The sequence below is a fragment of the Arthrobacter sp. H20 genome, assembly GCF_000520515.1.
Classification (GTDB): Bacteria; Actinomycetota; Actinomycetes; order Actinomycetales; family Micrococcaceae; genus Arthrobacter_D.
Genome location: NZ_AZRY01000201.1, coordinates 1 through 19,477 on the forward strand (window position 1 = coordinate 1; position 19,477 = coordinate 19,477).

Genomic DNA, 19,477 nt, shown 5'->3' on the forward strand with positions numbered 1-19,477 from the left:
CCGCCCTGACGGATTCACTGTCTGCCGACCACCGGCACCGGTTGGATGACCTGCTTAAACGCCGGGAAGAAGGCAAGTCCACCCGGCTTTCCTGGTTGCGCCAGTCACCGGTCAAACCGAACTCACGGCACATGCTTGAACACATTGAGCGCCTCAGAGCCTGGCAGGCGCTGAACCTGCCCGCTGGCATCGAACTCCAGGTCCATCAGAACCGTCTGCTCAATATCGCCCGTGAGGGCGGGCAGATGACGCCCGCCGATCTGGCGAAGTTCGAGCCGCAGCGCCGCTATGCCACTTTGGTGGCCGTGGCCGTGGAAAGCACGGCCACCGTCACCGATGAAATCATCGACCTGCATAACCGCATCATCGGCAAGATCTTCAACACGGCCAAGAACCGGCATCAGCAACAATTCCAGGCCTCGGGCAAGGCGATCAACGACAAGGTCCGTCTCTACGGGCGCGTCGGCAAGGCGCTGCTGGAGGCGAAGGAGAGTGGCGCCGATCCCTTCGCTGCCATCGAATCCGTCATGCCTTGGGAGGCCTTCACCACCAGCGTGACCGAGGCACAAAAGCTCGCACAACCCGAGGACTTCGACTTTTTGCACCGCATCGGTGAAAGCTACGCAACGGTGCGTCGCTACGCCCCGGAATTCCTGACCGTGCTCAAACTGCGGGCGACACCGTCCACCAAGGACGTGCTCAAGGCCACCGCCGTGCTGCGTACCATGAACGTGGATAGCGCCCGTAAGGTGCCAGCCGACGCGCCGAGAAGTTTCGTCAAACCGCGCTGGGCAAAACTGGTCTTCAGCGCGGACGGGATCGACCGGAGGTATTACGAGCTGTGTGCGCTCTCGGAGTTGAAGAATGCGCTGCGCTCCGGCGATATCTGGGTGCAGGGCTCGCGCCAGTTCAAGGACTTCGATGAGTACCTCGTCCCAGCGGAAACATTCGCCGAACTAAAGCTTGCCGGCGGCTTGCCGCTGGTAGTGGCCACGGACTGCGAACAGTACCTGCACCACCGGCTTTCACTGCTGGAACAGCAGCTGGCCACGGTCAATCGCATGGCAGCAGCCAATGACCTGCCGGACGCCATCATCACCGCGTCCGGATTGAAGATCACCCCGCTCGACGCGGCGGTGCCCGAGGCCGCGCAGGCACTGATCGATCAGACGGCGGCACAGCCGCCGCACGTGAAGATCACCGACATACTGATGGAAGTCGACGAGTGGACCGGGTTCACCCGCCACTTCACGCACCTGAAGACCGGCGACACCGCCAAGGACAAGAAACTCCTGCTGACAACGATCCTGGCAGATGGGATCAACCTCGGGCTGACCAAGATGGCCGAGTCCTGCCCCGGCACCACCTATGCCAAGCTGTCCTGGCTGCAGGCCTGGCATATCCGGGACGAAACCTACGGGGCCGCCCTGGCCGAGTTAGTCAACGCCCAGTTCCGCCAACCCCTCGCTGGGAACTGGGGCGACGGCACCACCTCGTCCTCAGACGGCCAACGCTTCAAAGCCGGCGGGAGGGCCCAGAGCACCGGCCACGTCAACCCCAAATACGGCACCGAACCGGGGAGGATGTTCTACACCCACATCTCGGACCAGTACTCACCCTTCAGTGCCAAGGTCGTCAACGTTGGGGTGCGCGACTCGACCTATGTCCTCGATGGCCTGCTGTATCACGAGTCGGATCTGTTCATCGAGGAACACTACACCGACACGAACGGATTCACCGATCACGTCTTCGGCCTGATGCATCTGCTCGGCTTCCGCTTCGCACCCCGCATCCGCGACCTGGGCGAGACCAAGCTCTACATCCCCAAAACAGACACCATCTACGACGCACTCAAACCCCTGATCGGCGGAACCCTGAATACTAGGGCCATCCGCGCCCACTGGGACGAGATTCTGCGGCTATCCACCTCCATCAGGCAAGGGACCGTGACGGCCTCACTGATGCTGCGCAAGCTCGGCAGCTACCCGCGCCAAAACGGTCTGGCCGTGGCCCTGCGCGAACTGGGCCGCATCGAACGCACCCTGTTCATTCTGGACTGGCTCCAAAGCGTGAAACTCCGGCGCCGCGTAAACGCCGGCCTGAACAAGGGTGAGGCACGCAATGCCCTCGCCAGGGCCGTGTTCTTCAACCGCCTGGGCGAAATCCGGGACCGCGGATTCGAGCAGCAACGCTACCGCGCCAGCGGACTCAATCTCCTCACCGCCGCCATCGTGCTCTGGAACACCGTCTACCTCGAACGAGCCACCCTCGCGCTCCGTGACCGAGACCCGGAATCCCATGACGCGCTCCTGCAATACCTCTCACCGCTGGGCTGGGAACACATCAACCTCACCGGCGACTACACCTGGCGCAACACCGCCAAGCCCGGCACAGGAAAATTCAGGCCCCTACGAGCAGCAGGCAAACCTTAACGTACGATTTTTCCCGTTTTCTGAAGCGACCCCAGGTTCCACTGGACCGGAATGCTCGACGACATACCCCGTCCCCACTTCCTGCTTCATTGGGGAGAGGCGCCCCCTATCCGCTGAAACGGTCGACCGCTGTCAGTGTTAGCATCCTCAGACTTCAGGGGGTTGTCGATGGCCAGGCGGTCCTGCGGGAGCCGGCCCGTCAGGTGGCACGATGCGAGCGCCCGGCGGGCGCGCGCCTAAACAGGATGGCGCATGCCAGGGACGGACGGTTTGGGGTGTTTGCCGCACGCGGACGGTGTGGACCTGGCCACAGTTCCACCGATAGTCAGCCCGGAAACGTTGAGCCACGCCTGGCGTTGGCTGTCAGCGGTTCTCCCTGATGATGTTGGTGATCCGCGCGGTGGAAAGGCGGCGCCCGACGTCGTCGGTCATCACCACTTCATGGGTGGTCAGGGTGCGGCCCAAATGGATGGCTGTCACGGTGCCGGTGACCAGGCCCGACGACGCTGACCGGTGATGGGTTGCGCTGATCTCGATTCCCATCGCCCTCCGCTCGCGCCCGGCGTGAAGTCCCGCAGCAAAGGAACCCAGGGTCTCGGCGAGGACAAGGTGGGCGCCCCCGTGCAGGATCCCCGCAACCTGTTCGTTGCCTTCGACCGGCATGGTGGCGACCAGATGGTCAGCTGTCATCTCGGTGAACACGATTCCCATCTTCGCCGCAAGGCGCCCGATGCCGTGGCCGCTGAGCCACTCATGCATCTCTTCGGGGACGCCGGCTGCGGCCAACTCGGCCGAGTAGGGGTTTGCTGTCGGTTCCTGAGTGGACGGCTCCGGAGTGTAATTGTGGGGCATGGGAACTAGGCTGGCACTTGTGAGTCAAACAACCAAACCCGATGTTCCTCTGGCCGCAACGACTCCGACGGATGTGCATGCGAAGGCGACGGCTGAGCCCTCCCGCAGTCGCCTCCTCGTGATTGACGGCCACTCGATGGCGTACCGAGCATTTTATGCGCTGCCGCCCGAGAACTTCTCCACCGATACGGGCCAACACACCAATGCTGTGTACGGTTTCACGGCGATGCTCATCAACCTCATCAGGGACCAGAAGCCCACCCATGTTGCGGTGGCACTGGATTTGGATACCCCAACCTTCAGGACCACTGAATACACCGAGTACAAGGCCGGACGAGCCCGGACGCCGTCAGAATTCCACGGCCAGGTGGACCTGATTATCAAGGTGATGCAGGCGATGCACATTCCCACCCTCTCGATGGAAGGGTATGAGGCGGACGACATCATCGCCACCCTCTCGGTCCGCGCCGCTTCCGAGGGCTGGGACGTGCAGATAGTCAGTGGAGACCGCGATGCTTTCCAGCTGGTCAATGACCGGGTGACAGTGCTGTACCCCAAACAGGGGGTCACCAACATTCCGCAGATGGACGCCCAGGCTGTGGAGGAGAAGTACCTTGTGCCGCCGGACAAGTACTCCGACCTTGCTGCGCTTGTCGGGGAGACCGCCGACAACCTGCCGGGTGTCCCCGGGGTGGGCCCGAAAACGGCCGCCAAATGGATCAAACTGTATGGCGGACTGGAGGGCATCCTTGAGAACCTCGACGCCATTAAGGGGAAGGTGGGGGACTCGCTCCGGGAGAACATCGAGTTGGTCAAGCGCAACCGCCGACTCAATCATCTGCTCCTTGACCTCGACCTGCCGGTCGAACTGGACACGATGGTTTCAAGGACCCCTGACCGCCCGGCCGTTGAGGAACTGTTCGACTCCCTGCAGTTCAACGTCCTGCGCAAACGGCTCTTCGACCTATTTGGGGAAGAAGACGCTGAGCAGGCCCACGACGAGATGACGCCGCCCGAGCACGTGGTACTGACCGACGCCGCAGCGCTGTCCCAATGGCTCACCGCGACCAACCAGGGCCTTGCTGCAGTTCAGTTGGTGACACAGCCGACCACCGGGAACGACTACGCCGTCGGGCTGGCGATTGTGACCACCACCGACGCAGCGTATGTTGACCTGGAGACGCTCGATGCCGCGGCTGAGCAGGGGCTCGAAGGCTGGCTAGCCGACGCCGACGCACCCAAGGTGGCACATGACTTCAAGGCAGCTTACAAACTGCTTGCCGCGCGCGGCCTAAGCCTGGCCGGTGTAGTTGATGACACAGCTATCTCCGGATACCTGATCCAGCCGGACCGCCGGGCCTACGACCTGGCCGACCTGAGTCAGTCCCACCTCAAGATGTCCATTGCACCGGCGGCAGGGTCGACCGGGGGACAGCTTGCACTTCAGCTTCAGGACGAGGATGTAGCCTCGCCCGCGGTCGCCAGGGCATTCGCTGCTTTGCAGCTCAGCGAGTACTTCGCCGGCCAACTGGTGGAGCGCGGCGCCAACCAGCTGTTGGGTGGCCTCGAATTGCCGTTGGCAGTGGTGTTGGCCGAGATGGAGCTGACCGGCGTTCCGGTGGCGATGGACCGGCTCGACCGGTTGTTCGATGATTTTTCGGCAACGATGGGTGCCACCAGCGCCGAGGCATTCCGGATCATTGGCAAGGAGATCAACCTCGGTTCGCCGAAGCAGCTCCAGGCGGTCCTCTTTGATGAACTGGGCCTGCCCAAGACCAAGAAGATCAAGACCGGCTATTCAACCGACGCTGATGCGTTGACCGATTTGATAGTGAAGACCGGGCACCCGTTCCTCGAGCAGCTTCTGGCTCACCGCGACGCGTCAAAGCTCCGCCAGACGGTCGAGGGGCTCCGGAAGGCAGTGGCCGACGACGGCCGCATCCACACCACCTACGTCCAGACCATCGCTGCAACCGGTCGGCTCTCTTCCACGAACCCGAACCTGCAGAACATTCCCGTGCGTTCCGACGAGGGCAGGCGGATCCGCGAGGTGTTCGTCGTCGGCGATGGATTTGAGTGCCTGATGACCGCCGACTATTCGCAGATCGAAATGCGCATCATGGCCCACCTCTCCGGCGATGATGGCCTGATCCAGGCGTTCCGCGACGGCGAGGACCTCCACCGTTTTGTCGGCGCTCACATTTTCAACGTCCAGCCTGACGAGGTCACCAGTGCGATGCGGTCCAAGGTGAAGGCCATGTCCTATGGGCTGGTTTACGGTCTGAGCTCGTTCGGGCTGTCGAAGCAGCTGGCCATCTCGGTCGACGAGGCGCGGAACCTGATGGGGGACTACTTCGACCGCTTCGGCGCCGTCCGGGATTATCTGCGTGGGGTGGTGGAGCAGGCCCGGATCGACGGGTTCACCTCGACCATTGAAGGACGCCGCCGTTACCTCCCTGACCTCTCCAGCGACAACCGGCAACTGCGCGAAATGGCTGAACGGGCGGCGTTGAACGCGCCCATCCAGGGTTCTGCGGCAGACATCATCAAGAAGGCGATGCTCGGCGTCGATGCTGAACTGAGTCGACAGGGTCTATCCTCTCGCATGCTGCTGCAAGTGCACGATGAACTGGTCCTCGAAATAGCCCCCGGCGAACGGGACACGGTTGAGCTCCTGGTACGGGAGCAGATGGGGTCCGCGGCGGACCTGACGGTTCCGCTCGACGTTTCCGTGGGTGTGGGAGCAAGCTGGCACGAGGCAGCTCACTAGGGCGCTTCGGCCGGCAACCCACTGCAGCTGTGGGTTGCCGAATCGGGTGGCCGGAGCTGGTGCCCGGTGCTTTGCCGCACTAGGCTGGTGCACCGTGACTGCTTCCCAAGACTCCGCCGCCCCATCACCACTGCGTATCGACACCTTTACGGTGACCGCCGAGACTGACTCATCGGCCGGCAGCCAGCTGTCTCACTGGTTCGAGGCGGTTCGATTCGGCTTCCATGAAGCGAGGACCGAACCGGAGGACCTCGCTACCTATGTCGAGGCATTTAGCTCCGACAGCCGGACCCTGTGGGGCGCCTACGATGAATCGTCCGGGGCACACGCCTGGGACCCGGGAATTCCCGTCGCCACGTACGCCACCATGGTCAACTCGCTGAATGTCGGCAACGGGCGGCTCATCGACGCGCATCAGATCACCGCCGTCACTGTGCGACCGACGCACCGGCGGCGCGGTTTGCTGCGCACCATGATGACCTCAGACCTGCAGGGCGCTGCGTCCAGGGGGCTCTCCATCGCCGCGCTGACTGCGTCCGAGGCGACGATCTACGGCAGATTTGGCTTCGGCGCCGCAACCTTCACCCGCAACATTGAGGTGGACGTCAAGGAGCGGTTCGCCCTGCGCACGTCAGCGTACGGCGTCACCCACGTAGTGGCATCGACAGCCGCAGTGGAGCTGTCCCAACAGATATTCGAACGGTTTCACAGGGACACCACCGGGTCGATCGCGCGCCAGTTCACCTACCCACAGCGTGCAGCGGGCCTCTGGGGCGAGGAGCGGCCCACCGAGGACAAGACTGTTCGCGTCGCAGTTCACTACGACAACGACGGTCAGCCCGATGGGTTCGTCTCCTACAAGTTCGCTGGCTGGGGGACCACCCCGTACACCATGAAGATTGTGGACCTGGTTGCTACCTCCGCTGCCGCCTACCTTGAGCTGTGGCGTTACCTTGGCTCCATCGATCTCGTGCAGCGCATCACCTTTGATCTGGCGCCAGTCGATGATCCGCTGCCCTGGGCCTTGCAGGACCGTCGGTGCTACAAGCTCACCGGCGATGAAGACGTGCTCTGGCTGCGCATACTCGACCCGGTTGCCGCCCTTGAGTCCCGCGGGTACCAGGGGTCCGGGACCGTCACCGTCACCGTCGACATCGTCGACCCGCTTGGGTACGCGTCGGGCAAGTTCCGGCTGACGGCGGAGAACGGTGTGGGGTCAGTGACACGGCTCAACGACGACGCCGACACTGCGGTACTGATGGATGTCACGGCACTTGGCTCAATGTACCTGGGCGGCGTCCCCGCGCAGGTACTGGCTGCGGCCGGTCAGATCTCGGAACAGGGTGCCGGGGGCGAGGGGAGCGTTGCCATCCTCGACCGTATCTTCCAGACCCCGACCGCACCGTACTGTATTACCCACTTCTAGTCCTTACCCACCTCCAGTCCTTACCCACCTCCAGTCCGAACTCCGCCGAAGAGTCAGATCGGGCGGGTCAGAGGGGCGATGAGTCGCCATACATCACGGGTCGGCGGGAGTGAATCGCCACTTTGACCTGTGTTGGCGGAAACGGCTAGACTAGACGGGCGTGTAATGCGCACTGCGAAACGTGCTAGCCAGCTGTGCTGGGTAGGTCGTTTTCTCTCCACAAGTCCACTTTCGGACGGGTTCCATTCGGATCAGCAGAGTTTCCTGTTGTTCTGACGTCGCCCCCCGGATCAACTAATCATCCACAACGGAGTCCCAACTACATGACCATCACCACCACCGAGAAGCCAGGTGCACCGCAGGTCGCGATCAACGACATCGGCACCGCTGAGGACTTCCTCGCAGCTATCGACGCCACCATCAAGTACTTCAACGACGGAGACCTCGTTGAAGGAACGGTAGTCAAGGTTGACCGCGACGAAGTTCTGCTCGACATCGGTTACAAGACCGAGGGTGTTATCCCTTCCCGTGAGCTGTCCATCAAGCACGATGTTGATCCCGGAGACGTTGTTTCCGTTGGCGATCAGGTCGAAGCCCTGGTGCTCACCAAAGAGGACAAAGAAGGCCGACTCATCCTGTCCAAGAAGCGCGCTCAGTACGAGCGTGCCTGGGGCGATATCGAGAAGGTCAAGGAAGAAGACGGCGTCGTCACCGGCACGGTCATCGAAGTTGTCAAGGGTGGGCTCATCCTCGACATCGGCCTCCGCGGCTTCCTGCCTGCGTCCTTGGTTGAGATGCGTCGTGTACGCGATCTTGCTCCATACATCGGTCAGAAGATCGAAGCGAAAATCATCGAGCTGGACAAGAACCGCAACAACGTTGTCCTGTCCCGCCGCGCATGGCTTGAGCAGACCCAGTCTGAGGTGCGTTCCACGTTCCTCAACAAGCTGGAAAAGGGCCAGGTTCGTCCCGGCGTTGTCTCCTCGATCGTCAACTTCGGTGCCTTCGTGGACCTGGGCGGCGTCGACGGACTTGTTCACGTCTCCGAGCTGTCCTGGAAGCACATCGATCACCCCTCCGAGGTTGTCGAAGTTGGCCAGGAAGTCACAGTCGAGGTTCTCGAGGTCGATCTGGACCGCGAGCGTGTCTCACTGTCGCTCAAGGCCACCCAGGAAGATCCATGGCAGACCTTCGCCCGCACCCACGCCCTCGGGCAGGTTGTTCCGGGCAAGGTCACCAAGCTGGTCCCGTTCGGCGCGTTCGTTCGCGTCGAAGACGGCATCGAAGGCCTGGTTCACATCTCCGAGCTGGCAGTCCGCCACGTGGAACTGGCAGAGCAGGTTGTCTCAGTTGGAGACGAGCTGTTTGTCAAGGTCATCGACATCGATCTCGAGCGTCGCCGGATCTCCCTCTCCCTGAAGCAGGCTAACGAGGGTGTCGATGCCGACAGCACCGAGTTCGACCCAGCTCTGTACGGTATGGCTGCAGAGTACGACGACGAAGGCAACTACAAGTACCCGGAGGGCTTCGATCCAGAGTCCAACGAGTGGCTTGAAGGCTACGACTCTCAGCGTGCTACCTGGGAAGCTCAGTACGCTGAGGCCCAGTCGCGGTGGGAAGCTCACAAGAAGCAGGTTGTGCAGCACGCATCGGACGATGCAGCTGCCGCCAACGAGCCCGTTGAGTCCAGCTCCACGAGCTACTCATCCGAGCCTGCTGCTGATGAAAGCACCAACAGCAACAGCAGCAGCAACAGCAATGTCGGCACGGGTACACTCGCGTCAGACGAGGCACTTGCTGCCCTGCGCGAAAAGCTGACCGGCAACTAGGTTCAGCCTGAGCATCTGAAAAGGCCCCCACCGCAACGGTGGGGGCCTTTTTTGTGCCCTGGGCTGATCGGAAGGTCCGGTGATCCCATTGACGGGACGCCGTCAGTGGGACTGTCTAGCCAGTCCCACTGATTGACCGGGTTCAGTGGGAGGGCCGCCGGCTCACCGAGCGGTGGACACCGTTACGGTGAATTTCGGGTTGCGAGCAACTTGCCGGGTGGGGCCGACCATGGTGCCCAGGGGCGTTCGGTACTGCAGGTGGCTGTTCCATACGGTCCAGAGCTCCCCACCAGACCTCAACACCCGTCCGGCATCGGCAAACAGCTTCAGCGCGATCCCCGAGTGCACGGTCCCCTCCAGATGGAACGGCGGGTTCAGGACGATCAGCTCGGTCGACGACGCCGGCCTTGATGACAGGGCATCGTCGCGCACCGCTGAAATCCGGTCGCCGACTCCATTTGCCTCGGCGGTGGCGCGCGAGGAGGAAACTGCCGACGCCGATTGATCTGTTGCAGTCACCGTCAGCGCAGGGCGGGTCAACGCCAGATAGGCCGCGATCGTCCCGTTGCCGGACCCCAGATCGATGGCATGCCCGGCGGCCCTGGCTTCGGCCAGGGATGGGAGCAGGTAACGGGTCCCGGCATCCAGTTTTGCAGCCCCGAAAGTGCTGCCAAAAGCCCTGAGGATCAGCTGGGCGGAGAGCCCGACGTCATGCTTCTCCTCCACCGGAAAGCCGCTCACTGGGGTAGGCAGCGGGTTGGACGCCGTCAGGATGCGTGATTTCTGGCGAGCCAGGCCGGCTGAGACGGTGCCGAAGTGCCGGGCCAGCACACCGTTCATGGCGGTGGTCATATGTTTGACCCGGCCCCCGGCGAACACAGTCACACCAGGGTCGGCGTAGCAGGCAATCGTCCACGCTATCTCATCCAGTGCGGCCAGCGACCGCGGTAGCTGCAGCAGGACACAGCGGGCATCGGCCAACAGGGCTTCATCCAGTGGGTGGTGAGTGAAGCTGTCGGCCAGGTCGACCGATTCGGCGTTGGCCGTCAGGGCCCGCTCACCGGAGAGCGGATCCTGGTGGGTACGGATCGCCCGGGCGCCATGCAGCGCGGCGGCCCCAATGGTGAGCGCTCCGTAGTGGTCGCCGATAACGACGACGCCCTCCGGGGTCCCGGTGATCGCGCCGGCAGCGGTGTCCAGTAGGAGGCGGTCGGTGGCGTCGAACGCAAACAGGTTCGGGGCCTCGACGTCGGGGGCTCGCTGAAGGTTGTCAAAGGAAAAGTCATTCATTGTCCACCCATTTCAGGTCCAGGAGTTGAGCGCCGGACTGGCCGGCGGTAAGCGAGGCAAGCTGGGCGTCGAAGCCCTCGATCGAGGCGATTCCCGCGGGCACGGCTACGCGGATCACTACCTGGTCAGCGAAATAGTCGCTGCCCAGCACCTGGGTGCCGGCGTTTCTGAGGGAGTTCTCCACCCGTCCAGCGTCAGCGTGGGCTACCGGGATCGCCAGCCGCTGCACGAGGCGTCGCCGGACGGTCGGCACCGCGTCCAACGCCTGCGACACGGCATCGGAGTAGGCTCGTACGAGTCCTCCAGCGCCCAGCAGCACTCCACCGAAATAGCGGACCACCACCACTGCGACGTCGCTCAGATCAGTGGTCTCTGGAGCAGTGGCACGTTTGAGAATGGCGTCGAGCATGGGGGCACCGGCGGTGCCCGACGGTTCGCCGTCGTCGTTGGCCCGTTGGATCAACCGGTCCGGGCCGAGGACGAACGCGCTGCAATGATGGCGTGCGTCGTGGAATTCGCTTCGGAGATCCGTAAGGAATGACCGGGCTCCGTCCTCGCTGTCGATCCGGCGGACCACCGCGATGAAGCGGGACCGACGTACCTCGCTCGCGTGGCGGTGCTCGCCCCTGACAGTTGTGTACCCGGTAACGGTCACTCCACTGTCGCTCACCGGTCCAAGTCTAGTGGGCGGGCGCCCCAGGCCCGGCGATGCAGGCGCTAGGGTGGGGGGCATGCTCAGAATTGGCCTCACCGGCGGGATCGCGGCCGGGAAATCTCTTGTCGCTTCACGATTGAGGGAGCTCGGTGCGATGCTGGTCGACGCCGATGTCCTGGCCCGGGAGGCGGTCGCGCCAGGGTCTGCCGGGCTGGCAGCCGTCGCCGCCGAATTCGGTGCTGAGATGTTACTACCGGACGGTAGCCTCGACCGCCCCGCGCTGGCTGGGGCGATTTTCGGCAACCCGTCACTACGCATGAGGCTGAACTCGATCATCCACCCACTGGTGAGGGATCGGGCCCGCGAGTTGACCGACGGAGCCCAGCACGGCGCAGTCGTCGTACAGGACATTCCGTTACTGGTGGAAACCGGACAACAGCACCAGTTCCACCTGGTGGTCGTAGTTGACTCCCCCGATGAGGTCCGGCTGGAGCGCTTGAAAGCTACCCGGGGGATGACCGACGCCGAGGCGCGCGCCCGCATCGGTGCTCAGGCGACGCGGGCCGAGCGGGGCGCCGCGGCCGACGTCGTCCTCGCCAACGAGGGCACGCCCGAAACACTGCTGGCAGCTGTGGACAGCCTGTGGCAGGAGCGTCTGGTGCCGTTCAACGAGAATCTGATACACAGTGTCCGTGCCGAGCGGACTGCCGGACCACGCCTCGTGCCGGCCCGCGCAGACTGGCCGGTGCAGGCAGCACGGCTCATCGGCAGGATTGCGCTGGCTGACCGGCTGGTGCTCGCCGTTGACCACATTGGGTCGACAGCCGTCCCGGGGCTGCCCGCCAAAGACGTGATCGACCTGCAGCTGACAGTCGCGGCAATCGAGGACGCCGATGCTATCGCAGCCACTCTTGCCGTTGCAGGCTTTCCCCTCGTGAAAGGAATCATTAGCGATGATCCGAAACCGAATGTCCCCGGCGCTGCTCGCTGGCCGAAACGCCTCCACGCCAACGCCGACCCCGGACGACCAATGAATGTCCATCTCAGAGTCGAGTCTTCACCGGGCTGGCGGTACGCCCTCTCCTTCAGGGACTGGTTGCGGTCGGATCCCGGCGCGGCGCCGCTGTATCTGGCTGAGAAGGAGCGCTGCGCGGCGCTCCATACTGACGACCAGGGAACCGACGGCTATGCACAGTGCAAGGAACCCTGGTTCACAGCCGTCGCGGACCCGCTCCTGAAACAGTGGATTGGCGATACCGGCTGGGTGCCGCGACCTTCTTCTGCCGTCGGCTAACTCACCCGATACAGGACGCTAATTGTCCGGGGGAGGGTCTAACGTATTCGTATGAGCCTTGCGCAGGAAATTAAACGGGTCGTAGCGCCTTTTGAAGTGATCAGCGAATTCAACCCTGCTGGTGACCAGCCCGCAGCGATTGCCGAACTGAGCAAACGCATCAAGGGCGGCGAGAAAGACGTGGTGCTGCTGGGCGCCACCGGCACCGGTAAGAGCGCGACCACAGCGTGGCTGATTGAACAGGTCCAGCGGCCCACCCTGGTAATGGTGCAGAACAAGACGCTCGCCGCGCAGTTGGCCAACGAGTTCCGCGAATTGCTGCCGAATAATGCAGTTGAATACTTCGTGTCCTACTACGACTATTACCAGCCTGAAGCCTACGTACCGCAGACCGATACCTTCATCGAGAAGGATTCATCGGTCAATGAGGAGGTGGAGCGGCTCAGGCATTCAGCCACCAATGCCCTTCTCACCCGCCGTGATGTGATCGTGGTGGCAACTGTGTCCTGTATTTACGGCCTGGGCACCCCCGAGGAGTATGTGGCGGGCATGGTGACGCTGGAGACCGGTCAACAGATGAACCGGGATGACCTGCTGCGGAAATTCGTTGCGATGCAGTACACCCGCAACGACATCGACTTCCACCGGGGGACCTTCAGGGTCCGCGGCGATACAGTGGAAATCATTCCGATGTATGAGGAGCTGGCGCTTCGCATCGAGTTCTTCGGCGATGAGGTCGAGAAGATCTACACCCTGCATCCGCTCACCGGGGAGATTGTTCGGGAGGAGACTGAGATGTACGTGTTCCCGGCTTCGCACTACGTCGCCGGTCCGGAACGGATGAACCGGGCGGTCAAGCAGATCGAGGACGAGCTGCAGGTGCGTCTGGATGAGCTGGAGTCGCAGAACAAGCTCGTCGAAGCCCAGCGGCTGCGGATGCGGACCACCTATGACCTTGAAATGATGCAGCAGATGGGATTCTGCAACGGCATCGAGAACTATTCCCGCCACATCGACGGTCGCGGACCTGGCTCCGCGTCGCACTGTCTGCTCGACTACTTCCCTGATGACTTCCTGCTCGTGGTGGACGAATCCCACGTCACCATTCCGCAGATCGGTGCCATGTACGAAGGGGATATGTCCCGAAAGCGCACCCTCGTGGACCACGGGTTCCGGTTACCGTCAGCCATGGACAACCGGCCACTCAAGTGGGACGAGTTTCTGGAACGGATCGGCCAGACCGTCTACCTGTCCGCCACCCCCGGCAAGTATGAGCTGGGCAAATCCGACGGTTACGTGCAGCAGATTATCCGCCCCACAGGTCTGATCGACCCTGAGGTAGTGGTTAAGCCGAGCAAGGGCCAGATTGACGATCTGCTCGCCGAAATCCGAACCAGGGTCGAGATCAACGAACGTGTGCTGGTGACCACCCTCACCAAGCGGATGGCCGAGGACCTGACCGGATATCTGCTGGAACACGGGGTGAAGGTCGAGTACCTGCACTCCGACGTCGACACCCTGCGGCGGGTTGAGCTGTTGCGTGAGCTGCGGCTCGGTACCTTCGACGTCCTTGTGGGTATCAACCTGCTCCGTGAGGGCCTCGACTTGCCCGAGGTGTCGTTGGTCAGCATTCTCGACGCTGACAAGGAAGGATTCCTGCGCAGTGCTACTTCGCTGATCCAGACCATCGGCCGTGCGGCTCGTAACGTCTCCGGCGAGGTCCATATGTATGCTGACCGGATCACCGATTCCATGGCCAAGGCCATCGACGAGACCAACCGGCGCCGTGAGATTCAGGTGGCCTACAACCTCAAGCACGGCGTGGACCCGCAGCCGCTGCGTAAGCGCATTGCTGACATCACCGATTCCATTGCACAGGAGGACGCGGATACTCGGGCACTCCTTGAGGAGTCGGGCAAGAAGCGTAAGGGCAAGGGTAGCGCCCCGGTTCGGCACGACGGTCTCGCCGCGGTGCCAGCCGAGGACCTGACCGATCTGATCGGTCAGCTCACCGACCAGATGCATTCAGCAGCAGCAGACCTGCACTTTGAGCTGGCTGCGCGGCTGCGTGACGAGGTCGGAGACCTCAAGAAGGAGCTGCGCCAGATGCAGACGGCTGGGCACGCCTGAGGGCGGCTGTCAGGTTCGCGTTCGTCGGGATAGACACACGCGACTCATTTCCGGATCCGGCTGATCCGCCGTAGGATGATTTGGACGTAGGGGAGTATCCCGAAGCGCTACGAACGTCAACACGCAGAACACAGTTGTTCTGCCGGGCGTAGCGGCCAGTGGCAGGTGCCGTGGCGGAGAGACTTGCGGAATCCGCTGTACCCTCGAAAGGTTCTTCATGCCTGGATCCACACTGGGATTGCCGCTGGTGTTTCAAGTCGGCACATTCATTGTGCTGGGCCTCATCCTCCTGTTCGATCTGCTCCTGGTGGTCAAACGACCACACGAGCCGTCGATGAAGGAATCCAGTCTCTGGGTCACTTTTTACGTCTCCCTTGCGCTGATCTTCGCGGGCCTGATGTTCATCTTCACCGGGGCGGATTACGGCGGACAATTCGTGGCGGGTTGGGTGACCGAATACAGCCTCAGCATTGACAACCTCTTCGTGTTCATCATTATCATGGCGCGGTTCTCGGTGCCCCGGAAGTACCAGCAGGAAGTGCTGATGGTGGGCATCATTATCGCGCTGATCCTGCGGGGAATTTTCATCCTGCTGGGGGCTGCGTTGATCAGCAATTTCAGCTGGATCTTCTATATTTTCGGCGTTTTCCTCCTGTACACGGCGTACCAGCAGGCCAAGGACACCGGCGAGGACGAGGAGCACGGCAGCGAGAACAAACTGATCGGCAAACTGCGCAACGTCCTGCCGATGATCGAAAAGTACGACGGCAACAAGATCCGTACCGTACTTGACGGACGGAAGGTCTTCACCCCGATGCTTATCGTCTTCGTGACAATCGGCCTCACCGACCTGCTCTTCGCCGTCGACTCGATTCCAGCCATCTTCGGTCTGACCGAGAGCGCGTTCATTGTGTTCACAGCCAACATCTTCGCCCTGATGGGTCTGCGCCAGCTGTACTTCCTGCTGGGGGGGCTGATGACCCGCCTCATCTACCTGAAGCACGCGCTTTCGGTCATCCTAGCGTTCATTGGAATCAAGCTGATCCTCCACGCCATGCACGAGAATGAGCTGCCGTTCATCTACGGCGGGCAACACATCGAATGGGCGCCGATCATCCCAACATTCCTGTCCCTGGCCATTATCCTGGGAACTATCGTGATCGCCGTTGTTTTGAGCCTGCTGAGCCCCAAGGGCAAGCAGGCTGCCATCGACGCGCAGCTCGAAGAGGACGCACGGAAGGCCCGCGGCGAGGCCGACGTCGAGAGCTAACCTCCTCGGCCCCACGTGTGCCGTAGCCGGCCCGCCCGTTCCCGGATTCCCCAGCGGCTGGCGGGCCCGCCGCGTGTCAGGGGGTGAACCCGGTCAGGCTGGCCATCCAGTCATGCCGAGCAGTCGGTTGAAGATCGCTTCGCCGTCGTCGGAGATTCCGTCGTGGTGGAAGTCGGCTGTTTCCCACGCCTGGAGGCCCTTGACCGCGCGGGCGGTGTCCATTGACAGGTCGTGGTCCACGTAGATGTCGTCCTGATAGACAGCGGCCGCAGCCGGAACCGTATTGCGGGCAAGCTGAGCTGTGTCGTATAGGGCGCCCCAGTCAATCTTGGCGGCCAGGAGATCAGCTGTGTCCTTCAGCGGCGCCAGGGACGGATCCTGGTCGAAGTACCACCGATAGACCATTTCGCCGGTCAGCAGGGGCTCCTCAGCTGTGGGAAAGAACTGGGGGTACAGCGCCAGTACCCGGTCGGCTGACCAGCTGGATGCCTCGCCCTGGCAATAGATGGATTCGTGGAGGAGCGCATAGAGCGGGTTGGAGGAGCGGCTGACCTGCGCCCAGACGGCGTCAAGGAACACCGCGGAGAGCCGTTGACCATTGGCGGTGCTGACGAACGCATCCTCCAGGAGGTAGTGCAGGGCATCAACGCGGGTGTTGCCACCCAGGAACGAGCCGATCATCTGGAGACGGGCCACGGTGAGTCGTTCACCGGTCGGGAGCCGCTCGTCCACTGTCTCGAGGTGTCGTGCAATCCGGGTGAGAAGGGTCCGGTCTTCGGGGTATTTGGCGAAATACGCCAGGTTCCGGGCTTCGACCAGGCGGTAGGTTGCGGTGTAGACGCGGTCGGGGGACCCACTGAGTGGTGCGAGGCCGCCGGTAATCAGCGCCCGCTCCATTCCCTCCGGTGCGAAGGAGAGATAAGTCAATGTGCAGAAACCGCCGAAGCTCTGCCCGAAAACGGTCCAGGGAGCGCCTACCAGCTGGTGCCGGATCAACTCTGCGTCGGCAACTATCGAGTCGGCTCGAAAGTGGGTGAGGTACTCGGCCTGTGCTGCCGCGTCGCCGTGCAAGGGTAGTGTCCCGGCATCCGCGGGTGTGGAAAGTCCGGTGCCACGCTGATCCAGCATCAGGATCCTGAAGTGTCTGGCCGCAGCTTTCATCCAGCCGCCAAGTTGAGTGACCCGCCCGCCACGACCGCCCGGTCCGCCCTGCAGGAACAAGAGCCAGGGCAGGTCGGTGACGGCGTCGTCGTCATGATCCAGCGAACTGTATTCGCGGGCAAACACGATGATGGTCTTACCGTCGGGCTTCGCGTGGTCCAGGGGCACAGTGAAGTGATGCCCGGTGGTCCTCGCCCCATGCATGAGGTGGGTGGAGCCCCGGCGGTGCGGGACGACGTCGCCGGCTGGCGTGGCCGTCACGCGGCGGGTCCGTCGGCGACAGCGGTGAGCGCGGGGCCGGTGAGCCGGTAGGTGGTCCATTCCTCCTGGGGGAAAGCCCCGAGACTGTCATAGAAGCTGATGGACGGTTCGTTCCACTTCAGGACCGACCATTCCACCCTGGCATATCCACGCTCTGCGGCGATACGGGCGAGGTTCTGCAGCAGCGCTTTGCCGTGGCCCTCCCCGCGGGCTTCTGGCCTGACGTAGAGGTCCTCAAGGTAAATGCCGTTAACTCCCTCCCAGGTCGAGTAGTTCAGGAACCACAGGGCAAAGCCCTGGATGGCGCCGTCGGCCTCGGCGACATGCGCGAACACGCTGGGGGAGCCCCCGAAGAGGGCCTGGTGCAGCTGTTCGGTCGTATTTCTTACGGCGTCGGGTTCCTTCTCGTAAATGGCCAGGTCATGGATGAGCTGGAGGATGGTGGGTACATCGTCCGGGCGGGCGTCTCGGATAGTCATGTATTCAACCCTAGCGACTCAGGATCCGCACCGTTCCGCCGAACCGTTGGATGTGGTGGGTTGGTGAGTTCTAGTGGTCGTTGCAACACTCTTAGGAATCGGGAGTTGCAAATGTCTGTGGAGTTGCCTGCAGTGGATAGTGTTTCTGTCCCGAGGGTTCTTATGCGTTCCTATACGGCGGTGCAGCGGGCGGATTTTCCTACTGGCGGTTGATCGGTTGGGCTCTGTATCTGCGGCTGCTAGGGAGTCGGGTATCAATCGGGAGACGGGCCAGGGTTGGGCTAGGGCCGCCGGGATCAGGCGCTTGCGCCGGTATACGCGGTCCGAGAAGGATTTGTTTTTCGCCGCTTTGGAACGGGCCGGGAACGTCTGTGATGCGGCCCGGGAATTGGGGATCCATATCAACACGGCGAAGGGTTGGGTCCACTGCTCGGGCCCGGCTGCAGAGCCCGGAAGGGCGGCGCCTGGGCCGGTGGTCTCCGCTGGCCCTCCCCGAACGTCAGTGAAGCAGCTTCACTATTTCCAGCTACGCCGGGCCGGTATCAGTCCCAAGAGGGCCGCCACGGCGGCCGGTGCTCCCATTCCGCGTTCGGATACTTTTCCGCCAGGTGCTTGTCCGCCACCCCAGCGCTGATAGCTGGATTCGACGACAGGAAGACCACCTTGGCGGTCTCCAGCTTGCCTGCCCACGCCTCGGGAACCTGGAACGGTCCCTCGTACTGATCCTGGGAATGCACCACCTTGTGGCACGGGTGCGTTGGGTCCGCAGCGGCCAGTGGTACTTCCGGGCAGCGGGCAATGCTCAGTGCGAGTTCCTCAAGATGTACCGGCATGTGATTTCCCCCGAGTTCGAATGGCGATTGAGTGTGAGCCTACTGCTTCGACGGCGCCTCACTGCGTACCTTGCACGGCATGTGAGGTGCGGGATGCTCAAACTGGGGCGGCAGTCTCTGGCTAACTAGCCGGACCATCTGAAAACTCCGTTGTTGTTCTCGATACGCTCCTGGCCAGAATGTTGGCCTTGGCCCAATCAGGTGGAGCGGAGCGTTGGGTGGTCACACCCGCGACGTCAACAAGGCCGTTGGTCCGATAATTCGCGGGCCACCTGCTATCCCGTAACATTCACAGAGCAGTGCCCGAACGTGCGAGAGGGAGACGTGACTCGACCGAAGTGTCAAGCCCCGGGTTTGGTGGAGGGTTTGTTAGACCCGTTCCATCGTTTTGATGGCCGGGAGTTTTGAGTAGTAGATGGTTTCGGCTTCTACCGGGGGTAGGTAGCCGATCTCGCTGTGGAGGCGTCGGTGGTTGTACCAATCGATGTATTCCGCGACGGCGATTTCCAGGTCGTTGATGCTCGCCCACGGCCCTTTGTTCCGGATTAGCTCGGCCTTGAACAGCGAGTTCAGGGCCTCGGCCATGGCGTTGTCGTAACTATCGCCCTTAGCGCCGACGGACGCGACTGCTTCGGACTCAGCGAGCCTTTCGGTGTAGCGGATCGCCCGATACTGCACTCCTCTGTCGCTGTGATGTATGAGCTGGGAGACGTCCTTTCCAGCGTGCTGACGGGTCCACAAACCCATCTCCAACGCATCCAACGCCAGGTCCGTGTGCAGGGTCGTGGATAGCTG

14 protein-coding genes are annotated in these 19,477 nt (G+C 62.4%); 7 read left to right on the top strand and 7 right to left on the bottom strand.

Features of this window, described 5'->3' with window-relative positions:
• Nucleotides 1-2,432 (top strand): Tn3 family transposase (locus Y703_RS0101120; RefSeq protein ID WP_026551268.1); only part of this gene is annotated, 2,432 nt, incomplete at its 5' end.
• Between the two features lie 363 nt (nt 2,433-2,795).
• On the opposite strand, the gene Y703_RS0101125 is transcribed toward Y703_RS0101120, so the two are convergent.
• Nucleotides 2,796-3,284 carry a hotdog fold thioesterase gene (locus Y703_RS0101125; protein WP_026551269.1) on the bottom strand — a complete coding sequence of 163 codons (489 nt, stop codon included), beginning with the start codon at nt 3,282-3,284 and terminating at the stop codon, nt 2,796-2,798.
• A gap of 19 nt (nt 3,285-3,303) precedes the next feature.
• On the opposite strand from Y703_RS0101125, the gene polA reads away from it, so the two are divergent.
• The 3 genes from polA (at nt 3,304) to rpsA (ending at nt 9,309) form a co-directional block, all read left to right on the top strand.
• The gene (polA, locus tag Y703_RS0101130; RefSeq protein ID WP_081743309.1) at nt 3,304-6,054 is read left to right on the top strand and encodes a DNA polymerase I; all 2,751 of its coding nucleotides are present in this window, start codon (nt 3,304-3,306) and stop codon (nt 6,052-6,054) included.
• Nucleotides 6,055-6,148: 94 nt separating this feature from the next.
• Complete coding sequence (locus tag Y703_RS0101135) at nt 6,149-7,480, top strand: GNAT family N-acetyltransferase (protein ID WP_051427179.1); 1,332 nt, start codon at nt 6,149-6,151, stop codon at nt 7,478-7,480.
• 323 nt (nt 7,481-7,803) lie between these two features.
• A complete protein-coding gene (rpsA, locus tag Y703_RS0101140; protein ID WP_026551272.1) occupies nt 7,804-9,309 on the top strand; it encodes a 30S ribosomal protein S1 in 1,506 nt (501 codons plus the stop codon).
• A 162-nt stretch (nt 9,310-9,471) separates the two neighbouring features.
• Here the strand turns inward: rpsA and Y703_RS0101145 are convergent, their stop codons facing one another.
• Nucleotides 9,472-10,599: a class I SAM-dependent methyltransferase gene (locus Y703_RS0101145; protein ID WP_026551273.1), complete on the bottom strand. Its 1,128-nt coding sequence runs from the start codon at nt 10,597-10,599 to the stop codon at nt 9,472-9,474.
• Nucleotides 10,592-11,269, bottom strand: a complete 678-nt coding sequence (locus Y703_RS0101150) for an IMPACT family protein (RefSeq protein ID WP_026551274.1) — start codon at nt 11,267-11,269, stop codon at nt 10,592-10,594. Before Y703_RS0101150 ends, Y703_RS0101145 begins: the two co-directional genes overlap by 8 nt.
• A gap of 61 nt (nt 11,270-11,330) precedes the next feature.
• On the opposite strand from Y703_RS0101150, the gene coaE reads away from it, so the two are divergent.
• From coaE to Y703_RS0101165, 3 genes are all read left to right on the top strand, one after another.
• Nucleotides 11,331-12,548 carry a dephospho-CoA kinase gene (gene coaE / locus Y703_RS0101155; protein ID WP_026551275.1) on the top strand — a complete coding sequence of 406 codons (1,218 nt, stop codon included), beginning with the start codon at nt 11,331-11,333 and terminating at the stop codon, nt 12,546-12,548.
• A 51-nt stretch (nt 12,549-12,599) separates the two neighbouring features.
• Nucleotides 12,600-14,678 carry an excinuclease ABC subunit UvrB gene (uvrB, locus tag Y703_RS0101160; protein ID WP_026551276.1) on the top strand — a complete coding sequence of 693 codons (2,079 nt, stop codon included), beginning with the start codon at nt 12,600-12,602 and terminating at the stop codon, nt 14,676-14,678.
• A 217-nt stretch (nt 14,679-14,895) separates the two neighbouring features.
• Entirely contained in the window at nt 14,896-15,948 is a 1,053-nt protein-coding gene (locus Y703_RS0101165) for a TerC family protein (RefSeq protein ID WP_035763309.1), read from the top strand.
• 93 nt (nt 15,949-16,041) lie between these two features.
• Here Y703_RS0101165 and Y703_RS0101170 read toward each other — a convergent pair whose 3' ends face one another.
• The 4 genes from Y703_RS0101170 to Y703_RS17105 form a co-directional block, all read right to left on the bottom strand.
• Nucleotides 16,042-17,313 (bottom strand): alpha/beta fold hydrolase, encoded by a 1,272-nt coding sequence (locus Y703_RS0101170; RefSeq protein ID WP_155849349.1) that lies wholly within the window; start codon nt 17,311-17,313, stop codon nt 16,042-16,044.
• A gap of 53 nt (nt 17,314-17,366) precedes the next feature.
• A complete protein-coding gene (locus Y703_RS0101175) occupies nt 17,367-17,849 on the bottom strand; it encodes a GNAT family N-acetyltransferase (protein WP_026551279.1) in 483 nt (160 codons plus the stop codon).
• Between the two features lie 542 nt (nt 17,850-18,391).
• Nucleotides 18,392-18,682, bottom strand: a complete 291-nt coding sequence (locus Y703_RS0101180; protein ID WP_026551280.1) for a hypothetical protein — start codon at nt 18,680-18,682, stop codon at nt 18,392-18,394.
• Nucleotides 18,683-19,051: 369 nt separating this feature from the next.
• Nucleotides 19,052-19,477 (bottom strand): integrase core domain-containing protein (locus tag Y703_RS17105; RefSeq protein ID WP_035763310.1); only part of this gene is annotated, 426 nt, incomplete at its 5' end.

Bases quoted from the DNA above. Each gene is read 5' to 3' on its own strand.
- Y703_RS0101180 (WP_026551280.1), bottom strand. From the start codon at position 18,682: ATGCCGGTACATCTTGAGGAACTCGCACTGAGCATTGCCCGCTGCCCG.
- Y703_RS0101165 (WP_035763309.1), top strand. From the start codon at position 14,896: ATGCCTGGATCCACACTGGGATTGCCGCTGGTGTTTCAAGTCGGCACA.
- coaE (WP_026551275.1), top strand. From the start codon at position 11,331: ATGCTCAGAATTGGCCTCACCGGCGGGATCGCGGCCGGGAAATCTCTT.
- Y703_RS0101145 (WP_026551273.1), bottom strand. From the start codon at position 10,599: ATGAATGACTTTTCCTTTGACAACCTTCAGCGAGCCCCCGACGTCGAG.
- Y703_RS0101125 (WP_026551269.1), bottom strand. From the start codon at position 3,284: ATGCCCCACAATTACACTCCGGAGCCGTCCACTCAGGAACCGACAGCA.
- Y703_RS0101175 (WP_026551279.1), bottom strand. From the start codon at position 17,849: ATGACTATCCGAGACGCCCGCCCGGACGATGTACCCACCATCCTCCAG.
- uvrB (WP_026551276.1), top strand. From the start codon at position 12,600: ATGAGCCTTGCGCAGGAAATTAAACGGGTCGTAGCGCCTTTTGAAGTG.
- rpsA (WP_026551272.1), top strand. From the start codon at position 7,804: ATGACCATCACCACCACCGAGAAGCCAGGTGCACCGCAGGTCGCGATC.
- Y703_RS0101170 (WP_155849349.1), bottom strand. From the start codon at position 17,313: ATGCATGGGGCGAGGACCACCGGGCATCACTTCACTGTGCCCCTGGAC.